This is a genomic window from Absicoccus sp. (assembly GCF_034090965.1).
Taxonomy (GTDB): domain Bacteria; phylum Bacillota_I; class Bacilli_A; order Erysipelotrichales; family Erysipelotrichaceae; genus Absicoccus; species Absicoccus intestinalis.
This window is the reverse complement of sequence record NZ_JAXDRQ010000061.1, coordinates 1-11,596: the sequence shown is the minus strand read 5'-3', so window position 1 is coordinate 11,596 and position 11,596 is coordinate 1. Positions and strand designations below refer to the sequence as shown.

Annotated in this window: 9 protein-coding genes and 1 pseudogene; 9 read left to right on the top strand and 1 reads right to left on the bottom strand. The window is 41.4% G+C overall.

Features of this window, described 5'->3' with window-relative positions; genetic code table 11:
* The 6 genes and pseudogenes from SOS22_RS09125 to SOS22_RS09100 all read left to right on the top strand — a co-directional run.
* Positions 1-659: pseudogene (locus tag SOS22_RS09125) on the top strand (F0F1 ATP synthase subunit alpha); the annotation flags it as partial.
* The gene (gene atpG / locus SOS22_RS09120) at positions 643-1,560 is read left to right on the top strand and encodes an ATP synthase F1 subunit gamma (RefSeq protein WP_320326256.1); all 918 of its coding nucleotides are present in this window, start codon (positions 643-645) and stop codon (positions 1,558-1,560) included. The pseudogene SOS22_RS09125 and the gene atpG, both read left to right, overlap by 17 nt.
* Positions 1,551-2,939, top strand: a complete 1,389-nt coding sequence (gene atpD / locus SOS22_RS09115) for a F0F1 ATP synthase subunit beta (RefSeq protein WP_320596997.1) — start codon at positions 1,551-1,553, stop codon at positions 2,937-2,939. Before atpG ends, atpD begins: the two co-directional genes overlap by 10 nt.
* 1 nt (position 2,940) lies before the next feature.
* Positions 2,941-3,354 (top strand): FoF1 ATP synthase subunit delta/epsilon, encoded by a 414-nt coding sequence (locus tag SOS22_RS09110; protein ID WP_273345092.1) that lies wholly within the window; start codon positions 2,941-2,943, stop codon positions 3,352-3,354.
* 229 nt (positions 3,355-3,583) lie between these two features.
* Positions 3,584-4,912 carry a uracil-xanthine permease family protein gene (locus SOS22_RS09105; protein WP_273345096.1) on the top strand — a complete coding sequence of 443 codons (1,329 nt, stop codon included), beginning with the start codon at positions 3,584-3,586 and terminating at the stop codon, positions 4,910-4,912.
* Positions 4,909-6,186: an amidohydrolase family protein gene (locus SOS22_RS09100; protein ID WP_320596996.1), complete on the top strand. Its 1,278-nt coding sequence runs from the start codon at positions 4,909-4,911 to the stop codon at positions 6,184-6,186. Before SOS22_RS09105 ends, SOS22_RS09100 begins: the two co-directional genes overlap by 4 nt.
* Here the strand turns inward: SOS22_RS09100 and SOS22_RS09095 are convergent.
* On the bottom strand, positions 6,176-7,693 hold the full coding sequence (locus tag SOS22_RS09095; RefSeq protein ID WP_320596995.1) for an ATP-binding cassette domain-containing protein: 1,518 nt from the start codon (positions 7,691-7,693) through the stop codon (positions 6,176-6,178). The genes SOS22_RS09100 and SOS22_RS09095 overlap by 11 nt on opposite strands.
* A 180-nt stretch (positions 7,694-7,873) precedes the next feature.
* On the opposite strand from SOS22_RS09095, the gene SOS22_RS09090 reads away from it, so the two are divergent.
* The 3 genes from SOS22_RS09090 to pyk form a co-directional block, all read left to right on the top strand.
* The gene (locus SOS22_RS09090; RefSeq protein WP_320596994.1) at positions 7,874-9,454 is read left to right on the top strand and encodes a glucose-6-phosphate isomerase; all 1,581 of its coding nucleotides are present in this window, start codon (positions 7,874-7,876) and stop codon (positions 9,452-9,454) included.
* Positions 9,455-9,518: 64 nt separating this feature from the next.
* Positions 9,519-10,712, top strand: coding sequence for a tRNA guanosine(34) transglycosylase Tgt (gene tgt / locus SOS22_RS09085; RefSeq protein ID WP_320326252.1), 1,194 nt, complete (start codon positions 9,519-9,521; stop codon positions 10,710-10,712).
* 105 nt (positions 10,713-10,817) lie between these two features.
* Positions 10,818-11,596: pyruvate kinase (pyk, locus tag SOS22_RS09080; protein ID WP_320596993.1), on the top strand; the 779-nt coding region annotated here is incomplete at its 3' end.

The window sequence follows — 11,596 nt, the reverse complement described above, 5'->3', positions numbered from 1 at the left end:
CCGGCGATGTATTCTATCTGCATTCTCGTTTGTTGGAACGCTCCAGTCGATTATCGGATGAAAAAGGTGGCGGATCCATTACCGCATTACCAATCATTGAAACGCAAGACGGAGATGTCAGTGCCTATATTCCTACCAATGTGATTTCTATTACCGATGGTCAGATCTTCTTGGAAAGTGATTTGTTCTTTGAAGGACAACGACCAGCCGTCAACGTTGGTTTGTCGGTTTCTCGTGTAGGTGGAGCTGCACAGACCAAAGCCATGAAAAAAGCCTCCGGCTCTTTGCGTATCGATTTGGCCCAATATCGCGAAATGAAAGAATTTACGCAATTTGCTTCCGATCTGGATGAAACGACCAAACGTCAACTTGCGCATGGTCAAGTATTGATGGAACTCTTAAAACAACCATTGAATCATCCCATGGATCAAGCCGATCAAATCATGGCATTGGTGATTGCGGATGCCAATTTACTCAGTGATGTACCTGTTGATCAAATCAAAGAAGTAGAAACAAACATGTTGGCATGGTTGGATCGTGAACATGCGGATTTGGCTCGTGAAATTCATACAACGGGTACATTGGATGACAATCTAAAAGATCGCATCATCCAGGCAGCCAAAGACTATCGAGGATCGGAACATGTCAGCCATTCGTGAATTAAAAGACCGCATGACCGGTATCCAATCGACCATGAAGATCACGAAGGCGATGTATATGATTTCATCAACAAAGATGAATAAAGCCAAACAAAACTTGGCCAATACAGAACCTTATTTCCATTCTCTGCAAAAAGTCATCTTGACCATTTTACGAAGTCTGCCCGAAAACTTTCATCATCCCTATTTGGATGAACGTGAATACATCGATCAAGACAATCAACGTCGTGCCATTCTTTGTGTAACGGGCGATAAAGGTTTAGCGGGTGCCTATAACCACAACGTCTTAAAGATGACCGAGCAAATGTTGAAAGGCTTTAAGTCGTATAAACTTTATATGGTCGGTGAAGTAGGACGTCAATATTTTATACGTCGTCATATTCCAATCGAAGAAAGTTTCTTATATACCGCGCAAAATCCAACGTTGCCCACAGCACGTTCCATTGCCAGTAAGATGTTGGAATTATTTGAAAATCAAAAAATCGATGAATTGTATATCGTCTATACACGAATGGAAAATGCCACGCAATTTGTACCTGATATCGATCAATTGTTGCCATTGTATCGCTTGAATCGCGATGTAGAAGTTGGTGGTGATACGACGATGCACTACCAATTGGAACCCAATCCTAAAGTTGTATTGAATACAGTCATTCCCGATTATTTAGCCGGATATATCTATAGTTGTTTGGTGGAATCGTATGCCGCCGAACACTTTGCCCGTATGCAAGCCATGGATTCAGCCAATAAGAATGGGGAAGATTTGTTGGCCCAGTTGTCGTTGCAGTACAATCGTCAAAGACAAGCGCAAATCACCCAGGAAATTACCGAAGTAGCGGCAGGGGCAAAGGCGCGCAAACAACAATTAGAAAAGAAAAGGAGACGTGCCACATGCAAATAGGAAAAATCACACAAGTTATGGGGCCTGTTGTCGATGTTCATTTTCCATCGACACCATTGCCCTTGATCCATACGGCCTTGCAGGTGGATAACCATGGCAAGAAATGCATCATGGAAGTCATGCAACATGTGGGAACCGACACGGTTCGATGCATCATGTTGTCACCCAGTGAAGGACTTCAAAAAAATATGCCTGTTTTATCCCAAGACATGGGTATTGAAGTGCCAGTCGGAAAACAAAACCTTGGCCGTTTATTTAATGTATTAGGCGATACCATCGATGGAAAAGAAGCCATTGATACCGATACCTATTGGGAAATTCATCGAAAACCACCAAAGTTTGAAGATCAATCCCCTGTCACTGAAGTTTTGGAAACGGGTATCAAAGTCATTGACTTAATTGCACCCTATGCCAAGGGAGGCAAGGTTGGTTTGTTCGGTGGTGCCGGTGTTGGTAAAACCGTATTGATTCAGGAATTGATTCGCAATATTGCCAGTGAACATGGAGGCTATTCAATCTTTACCGGTGTTGGTGAACGAAGCCGTGAAGGAAATGACCTTTGGACCGAAATGAGTGAATCGGGTGTCATCGATAATACCGCTTTGGTTTTTGGTCAAATGAACGAATCCCCAGGTGCTCGTATGCGTGTAGCCGAAACGGGATTGACCATGGCCGAATATTTCCGTGATGTGGAACACAAAGATGTGTTGTTGTTTATTGATAATATCTTCCGTTTTGTGCAAGCCGGATCGGAAGTCTCTTCGTTGTTGGGACGTATGCCATCGGCCGTTGGCTATCAACCAACACTAGCCAATGAAATGGGCCAGCTTCAAGAAAGAATCGCATCGACCAAGAATGGTTCGGTTACTTCGGTACAAGCTGTCTATGTTCCGGCTGATGATTTGACCGACCCAGCTCCAGCCACTACTTTTGAACATTTGGATGCGACAACCGTCTTGTCACGGAAAGTCGTTGAACAAGGTATTTATCCAGCCGTCGATCCATTGGAATCCAGCTCTCGTATCTTACAAGCAGATATTGTGGGGAAGGAACATTATGATACCGCACAGGAAGTCTTGCAGTATCTTCAGAAGTATAAAGAGTTACAAGACATCATCGCCATCTTAGGTATGGAAGAATTAAGTGATGAAGATAAGACGATCGTTGCGCGTGCTCGTCGTTTACGTAACTTCATGGCTCAGCCATTCCATGTGGCGGAACAATTTACTTCCATTCCAGGTAAATATGTACCATTAAAAGAAACCATCAAAGGCTTCCGTGCTATCTTGGATGGTGAAATGGATCAATATCCCGAAAGTGCCTTCTTCAATGTCGGTGGCATTGATGAAGTGATCGAAAAAGCGAAAGAAGTGGAATGATATGCCTGCTTTATTTGACTTAAAGATCATGGCCAGTGATCATGTTTTCTTTCAAGGAAAAGCTCAAGTACTAACCATTCATACGCCGCAGGGATCCAAACAATTTTTAGCGCATCATGCGAAAACGATTTATGCCATTACGCCAGGAGAATTAAAGATTCGTAAAGAAGATGGCTCTGAAATCAAGGTCGTCAGTGGCTTTGGCACCATGATCTTTAGTGACAATCAAGCCGAAGTCCTTGTCGATACATGTGAGACGCAGTCGGAATTGGATGAGCGAAGAGCGAAAGAAGCTTTAGAACGAGCCAAAGAAAAAATGCGTCAAAAACAATCGCAACGTGAATATCGCATGTCTCAAGCGGCCATGGCCCGAGCCTTAGCACGTCTACAATTTAAGGATAAACAGATTCATTAGTTTTATATGTAAAAAATTTACACTCATGTAAATTTTTTACAATAATAGATTGATTGTTTTCATTGAATGTGATATAAAATAGATAGAAGAAAGAAGCTTTTCCATTTTCCTTCTCAACAAAATGGAATTTCGTTTCTTTCTTTTTGTTTTTTATTCATGAATAAAATAGCCAGCAAAGGTGCTTCTTAAACAAGAGGCACCTTTTTGCGTATGCAGGGAGGTAAGAAAAATGAAGCAAAAGGCAGACTTAATTGTCGGTATCAATGAACATGTCTCACCAGGAAGAGCCATATTCTTAGGATTTCAACACATTTTATCGATGGATCTCTATGTATTTCCCATCTTATTAGCCGGGATGATTGGCTTATCGGGTAGTGATGCGAGTTATCTGATCCAAATGTGCTTCTTTACTTGTGGTTTGGCCACTATCATCCAAACCGGATTGGGCATCCAATTACCTGTCGTTCAAGGATCGAGCTTTGTTGCATTGAGTGCATTGGCAGCCATTGGCTCTACCCAAGGAATGGATGTATTGGTCGGTAGTTTGATTCCCGGAGCCATCCTCTTATGTCTATTGGGTGTTACGAAAGTATTCGCAAAGATCATTCATCGATGTGTACCAGCTTATATTGGTGGTTTGGTGATCATGATCGTAGGAATTTCTTTAACTTCTACGGCTGCCAGTGGTGTAATCAGTAATTCCGGAGGACTATTGAATAACTTGATTCCCGGACTCAGTGCGATGATCGTCTTATTGATCCTGAATGTATATGGATACAAGACACAATACAAACATAAATACATCAGTTTGTTTTCGGTGATTTTCGCTTTGGTCATTGGCTGTGTGGTTTCTGGATTCATGGGTACATTACATTTTGATGCGGTCGGTCAAGCGGCTTGGTTCCAAATTCCATCGATCTTTCATTATGGTCTACCGCAGTTTGATGCATCCTCTTGTATTCTGATGATCTTTATCTATTTTATCGTATTGATCGAAACAACGGGTGTCTGGTTTACCGTCAGTGATGTGACCGGAGAAGAATTAACGGATGAACGCCTCAATCGTGCCGTGATTGGTGAGGGCATTGGCTGTTTATTAGGTGCTTGTTTTGGTGGTACGCCATTGACTGGTTATTCATCGAATGCCGGTGTGATCTCCATCACGAAAATTGGCAGTCGATCGGTTGTCATTACATGTGGTATCTTGCTTTCTTTGATGGGGTTGTGTCCGAAATTGATGGCAGTCATTGCTTCGGTTCCTGGCTGTGTCATCAGTGGTGTTTTCTTGGTCATTTGTCAGATCTTGATTGCGAATGGATTGAAGATCGTCATGAAAGAAGAAATGAGCCAAAAACGCATCTTGGTCATTGGCTTATCAATTGTATTTACCGTTTCAAGCATGGTCATTTCAGCCGATGCCATGGCAAGTTTTCCAACCGTTGTCCAATATTTCTTAAGCAGTGGAACAGCTGTTGGGGGATTAAGTGCCGTGTTATTGAATTTGATCTTGCCTGAAGAGGCTCCTGCCCTAAAACAGAAAGAAGTGAATGCGGAATGATCATCAAAGGAAATTTTATCTATACACCTTCCTTGGATCAAATGGTGATTCGAAAAAACGAATATCTGGTTGTGGAAGATGGAAAAGTCAAAACCTTTTATAAAGCCTTACCACCAAAGTATCAAACCGAAACTGTCATCGATCATACCGATGCATTGATCATTCCAGCCTTCAATGATCTGCATATTCATGCACCCCAATATATTAATCGCGGGATTGGCTTTGATAAAGAACTGTTGCCTTGGTTGGAAACCTATACCTTCCCCATGGAAGCAAAATATAAGGATATGGACTTTGCGGATCGATCCTATCGATTGTTTTTACATCGCCTATGGGAAAATGGAACCTTGCGGTTTTCTGCCTTTGCGACCTTGCACAAAGAAGCCACTTGGCATTTGATGGAACTTTGCGAACGATCGGGTTTAAAAGCCTGGATCGGGAAAGTCAACATGGACCGGAATAGTCCCGACTATTTGTGTGAAGATACAAGCCAATCTTTACAAGATACCGAGGAATTGATCCAAAAAGTAACAACCTTACAGAATGTAAACTATATCATTACGCCACGCTTTGTCCCTTCTACCACCGAGGCTTTAATGAGGGGATTGGGCGAATTGGTCAAAAAGTATGATTTACCGGTGCAATCGCATTTATCCGAAAACAAAAGTGAAATTGCCTGGGTCAAAGAACTGCATCCCAACATTCCTACGTATACGGAGGTCTATGAAGCCTTTGGCTTGATGCCCAAAGGCAAGACTATCATGGCCCATTGTATTCATCTATCCGAACCGGAGAAAGCGATATTGAAAGAACGAGACGTGATGATGTGTCATTGTGCTCAATCCAATGCCGATCTATCCAGTGGTATCATGCCCCTCAAGGAAAATCTAGACCTAGGTCTTCGATGTTGCATTGCCAGTGATATTGCGGGCAGTCACACACCCGATATGAATCGCCATATTGCCCTATCCATTGAATTGTCCAAGATTTATCATATGCAGCATCCGGAAGTCAAAGCCATCACTTTGCCACAAGCCCTCTTTTTGGCAACGAAACAAAGTGGCTCCTTCTTTGGGAAGGTAGGTAGCTTTGAGGCTGGATATGCCTTTGATGCCTTGGTCATTGAAACCGAAGAAATGCCTGGCTTCTTGCAACGAGAACCTTTTGAAAAATTGGAACAATTTATCTATGATGGCAAGGCTTCCAATATTTTAGAGCGCTATGTGGAAGGAAAAAAGATCCCATGTCCTTTTGGTAAATCTGTCATTTTTTAGTGAGGCCATGCTCGTCCAAAACATAAACGGTATCACAGACTTCTGAAATATACTTACGATCATGGGATACACTGATGATCGTTCCCGGAAATTGTTGGAACATGGAACGAATCAAAGGATTGGATAACGGTGACAAATTCCGTGTAGGCTCATCCAAGATCAATACATTGGCTTGTTTTAGTCCCATTGCCAATAGAAAACACTTGGCAAGTTGTCCTTGGGATAGGTCATTTAAGGCATGTTCCATTTCTTCTCGGGTGAATTTTAAAGCCGCCAACCCATTACGAATCATGGTTAGATTAGAATTATAGGTTCTTAAAAAGGCAACAGGAGTTTGTTCAAAAGCCATTTGGTCCGCATAGTTTTGAGGCATGTACGCAACAACTAGATCGTCTCTTATCGTCAATTGTGCATAGATTCGTTTTAATAAAGTGGATTTACCCGCTCCATTTTTACCAATGATACAAACTTTTTCTGGTCCCACGATCGATAGATCAAGGTCATTGGCCAATATACGATTGGTTTCTAAACGATCCAGATGCAGATGAATGATTTGTTTATTGGTTGGAATGGGGGTAGGATCCATCCACATCCAGCGAATGGCTTCTTCTTGTTCCGGTATTTCCAACATATTCGCATCGGCTTTTTCAAATCGATGTTCCAATGATTTGACGGCATGCATCTTCTTTTTCAATAATTGTCCACCATGGGCATCTTGTCGGCTAATGGTATTTTGTGCATATTCCACTTTTTGTTGGATGCGTTGAAAACGAGCATCGCGTTGTTTTTTCTCTTTTCGTTGTTCTTGGGCTTGTTGTTTTTGGCGATCAAAAGCCCGTTGACGCATTTGAAGATAAGTCGCATAATTTCCTTTAAACAAAGTGATTTTCGGTTGGGTTTTCTTTTTTAATTGTTCAAAATGAAGGATCCGATTGGCGGTATTTTCTATTAACGTTTCATCATGACTGATGAAAAGCAAGATGCCTGGATAGCTACGGATCCAGGATTCTAACCATTCGAGCGTATCGATATCCAGATCATTGGAAGGCTCATCCAAAAGGATACAGGTTGGTTCTTCCAACAACAGGCGTAAAAGTTGTACTTTGACTTTTTCTCCACCAGAAAGGGTAGCCATGCTTTGATCCCGAAAGGGAAGATCGGCAGGCAAACCCAGCGTCTTGGCATATTTTCCCATTTTGGTTTGAAGATCCCAAAAGGCATCGCTTTCGCAAAAATAAGCATAGATGGTCAAATTTTGATCGTGTGGGGGTAATTGTTGCGGTAAATAGGCCAATCGTTCGTTGGTATGGATGCATTGGCCATGATATTCAATATACGATTGAATGTTTTGTGGATCATAGATCCATTTCAGAAAGGTAGATTTGCCATTGCCTTCCTCCCCAATCAAAACGATCTTGTCGCCAGGATTGGCAGTCATAGAAAAAGAATCCATCAGCTGATGGCCATCTTTGGTGTGAAGTAGCGTACAATTTTGAATTTGTAACATGAATGATTCCTCCTTTTATTATTTGTTTTTTAAAAAATAGAATTTAGAATCATTCTACCACCCACCTTCTAATATTTCCATAAAACAACATTCTTTCGATGATGTCAACCTTGGAAAAAATGCTTAAATAGTCTATCATAATAGTGATATTTGTGTGATACACAAGGAGGTTTAAATTTCATGGTAAATTGGACAAATTTTGATGCGTTGGATTCGTATCAAGCATTAAAAAATGTACAAGCAGTGGATGTTCGTAAAGTGATGTCAGGAGAGTCGGGTGCTAAGCGTGTCAAAAATTATAGCGTACCAATGGCTGAAAAGATGGCATATAACTTTGCGGCAAAAGCAGTGGATGATGATATCTTAGCTATTCTACAAAAAGTATCCGATGAAGCAGAATTAACGGAAAAATATGAAGAATTGTACAATGGTGCCATCATCAATACGGGTGAAAAACGTTTGGTTCTTCATCAATTGTGTCGTGGACAATTAGGTAAAGATGTTGTTGTGGATGGAGTCAATAAACGTGAATTCTATCAAGCTCAACAAGATCGTATCGCCAAATTTGCGAATGATGTTCATGCTGGTAAGATCGTCAATGGCAAGGGTGAAAAATTCACAACGGTTGTTCAAATCGGAATTGGTGGTAGTGATCTAGGACCTCGTGCTTTATATCTAGCTTTGGAAAACTGGGCAAAGACCAATCACACGTTAAAGATGCAGGCCGCTTTCATCTCCAATGTCGATCCTGATGATGCATCGGCAGTATTAAATAATATTGATGTGGAACATGCCTTATTCATCGTTGTATCGAAATCGGGAACAACATTGGAAACATTGACAAATGCAGCCTTTGTGGAAGATGCATTGAAAAAAGCCGGTGTGGATCCTTCCAAACATATGTTAGCTTGTACAAGTGAAACATCTCCATTGGCCAACAATGATAAATTCTTAGATTCTTTCTATATGGATGACTATATTGGTGGTCGTTATTCTTCCAGTTCTGCCGTTGGATGCTGCGTATTATCGTTGGCATTTGGACCCGAAGTATTTGCTCGTTTGATGGCTGGTGCCCATGCAGCGGATGAAACCGCAAAAGAAAAAGACATTTTGAAAAACCCTGCGTTGTTGGATGCTTTGATTGGTGTCTATGAACGAAACTTCCTTGGCTATGCGACAACGGCCGTATTGCCTTACTCTCAAGCTTTGTCTCGCTTCCCAGCTCATCTGCAACAATTGGATATGGAATCCAATGGTAAATCCGTCAATCGTTTTGGGAAGAAAGTCGATTATGTCACTGGACCTATCATCTTTGGCGAACCTGGAACCAATGGTCAACATTCTTTCTATCAATTGCTGCATCAAGGCAAGACCATCGTGCCGCTTCAATTCATTGGTTTCAAAGACAGTCAAATTGGTAATGATGTTGTCATTGAAGGTTCTACTTCACAAAAGAAATTGGATGCGAATGTGGCAGCTCAAATTGTTGCTTTTGCGTGTGGTAAAGACGATGAAAATCCAAATAAGAATTTCGATGGTGGTCGTCCATCCAGCATCATCATTGGTCAACAATTGAATCCAGAATCATTGGGTGCATTATTGGCTCACTTCGAAAATAAAGTCATGTTCCAAGGCTTTGTTTGGAACATCAACAGTTTCGATCAAGAAGGTGTGCAATTGGGTAAAGTACTTGCGAAACGTGTATTGGCCCATGATACCGATGGAGCGTTAGCTGTTTATAGCGATTTATTAGAAATCTAATCATTTGAGAGGGCATGGCCCTCTTTTTTTATGTATAATAGTTCTTGTTTTAGGAGGATGTGGCATGCATCAAAATGATTTTGCTTTTGAAATTCGTCAAAAAATACCTAATCACTTAGGTCGAGCTGGTATCATTCATACGGCTCATGGAGATATTCAAACTCCCGCTTTCATGTGTGTAGGCACACGCGGTCAAGTTCCTTTTTTGCCTATGGAAGATCTTCATCGCATTGGTGGTCAGGCCATGTTAAGCAATGGCTATCATTTACGCAATATCTCCCCAGAAATTGCCCAAGGTGGCGGTTTAGCCAAATGGTCCGGCTGGTTTGGGCCAACGCTAACGGATTCGGGTGGTTTTCAAGTTATGTCATTAGGATCGGGATCGGGCAAAGTGGTCAATATGGATACCCATAAGCCATTGGAAAATACGCCCATGGAACAACGATTGGCTAAAGTCAGCGAAGCCGGGGTCGAATTTGAAGATTATTTGACTGGTGACATGGATTTCATTGGTCCGGAAGAATCTATGCAGATCCAATGTCGGATCGGTGCGGATATTCATATGGCCTTTGATGAACTCACTTCCTTAGCCGATTCGTATGCGTATAATGTTGAAGCCATGCATCGGACCGAACGCTGGGCCAAGCGTAGTTTGGATGAACATCAAAAACATTGTATGGATCTTGGCTATTATCAAGCTCTATATGGTTGTATTCAAGGCGGACGTTGGGAAGATCTACGACGTTCCACCTCGAAAAAATTAGGAGCCATGGATTTTGATGGCTATGGTCTGGGTGGTGCTTTCCAAAAATCCGATCTTGGTCATATTCTTCGTTGGTGCAATGAAGAATTACCTGAATACAAACCAAGACATCTATTGGGCCTATCTCATCCCGATGATATCTTGATTGGTTGCGAACAAGGTGCGGATACGTTTGATTGTGTGGCACCCGCTCGCGAAGCTCGTCATGGCCGGATCTATACGCATCATGGATTTTATCATTTGAATTTACAGCATCCCCATGATTTATTGGAAAAAGGATGCGATTGCCCAACTTGTCAAGCCGGCTATACACAAGGGGAATTGCGCGAAATGCAGAAATCTGAAGATAAGGCGATTCGTTATGAATATTTTCGATTGGCAACAATGCATAATTTACGTTTTATCATTCGTTTGACCCAGGAAATACGCGAAGCCATATTGGATGGCCATTTTGAATGGTACAAAAATGCGTTTTTAAAAGATTATTTACAATAAAATGTAAGGTTTGAATCAAATCGCAAGTTGAAACCGTTTACTACTTTATTTTTGAAAAAAATCGTGTATGATACTAGTGAATTAAAGGAATCGAGAGGTAAAAAGATGAGAAAGACAAAAATTATTTGTACTTTAGGACCTGCTAGTGAAGATGATCAAACCATCACTGAGTTAATGAAGGCAGGGATGAATGTTGCTCGTTTTAACTTTTCACATGGATCACATGAAGAGCACAAAGCGAAGTTTGAAAAGGTCATTCGTTTACGTCATGAATTGGATTTACCAGTTGCGACGTTATTAGATACAAAAGGGCCAGAAATTCGTTTACGTGATTTTGAAAATGGAAGCATTGAATTAAAGGAAGGGCAACGCTTCACCTTAACGACTGATGAAGTCATGGGAAATGAAGAACGTGTTTCTGTTTCTTATAAAGAAATGACACAGGATGTCATTCCAGGGGGAACCATTTTGATCGATGATGGTCTGGTTGCCTTAAATGTATTGGAAATCAACGGCCCCGATATTGTTTGTGAAGTCATGAATGGTGGTGTCATTTCCAATAAAAAAGGTGTGAATATCCCCAATATTGATTTATCGATGCCATTTATTTCTGAAAAAGATCGTGAAGATTTGATTTTTGGATGTGAAATGGGATTTGAATATTGTGCTGCCTCCTTTACGCGTACGGCACAAGATATCTTGGATATCAAAAAGATCTTTGATGAACATGGTGGACATATGAAGATCATTGCCAAGATTGAAAGTATGCAAGGGGTAAAGAATGTTGATGAGATCTTGGATGTGGCTGATGGTATCATGGTTGCGCGTGGTGACTTAGGTGTCGAAGTTCCATTGGAAGATGTACCAATCATCCAGAAACAGAT

What these genes read in the sequence shown, in the direction of transcription:
- SOS22_RS09100 (WP_320596996.1), top strand. Translation starts at nt 4,909, where the DNA reads ATGATCATCAAAGGAAATTTTATCTATACACCTTCCTTGGATCAAATG.
- atpG (WP_320326256.1), top strand. Translation starts at nt 643, where the DNA reads ATGTCAGCCATTCGTGAATTAAAAGACCGCATGACCGGTATCCAATCG.
- atpD (WP_320596997.1), top strand. Translation starts at nt 1,551, where the DNA reads ATGCAAATAGGAAAAATCACACAAGTTATGGGGCCTGTTGTCGATGTT.
- SOS22_RS09105 (WP_273345096.1), top strand. Translation starts at nt 3,584, where the DNA reads ATGAAGCAAAAGGCAGACTTAATTGTCGGTATCAATGAACATGTCTCA.
- SOS22_RS09110 (WP_273345092.1), top strand. Translation starts at nt 2,941, where the DNA reads ATGCCTGCTTTATTTGACTTAAAGATCATGGCCAGTGATCATGTTTTC.
- tgt (WP_320326252.1), top strand. Translation starts at nt 9,519, where the DNA reads ATGCATCAAAATGATTTTGCTTTTGAAATTCGTCAAAAAATACCTAAT.
- SOS22_RS09090 (WP_320596994.1), top strand. Translation starts at nt 7,874, where the DNA reads ATGGTAAATTGGACAAATTTTGATGCGTTGGATTCGTATCAAGCATTA.
- SOS22_RS09095 (WP_320596995.1), bottom strand. Translation starts at nt 7,693, where the DNA reads ATGTTACAAATTCAAAATTGTACGCTACTTCACACCAAAGATGGCCAT.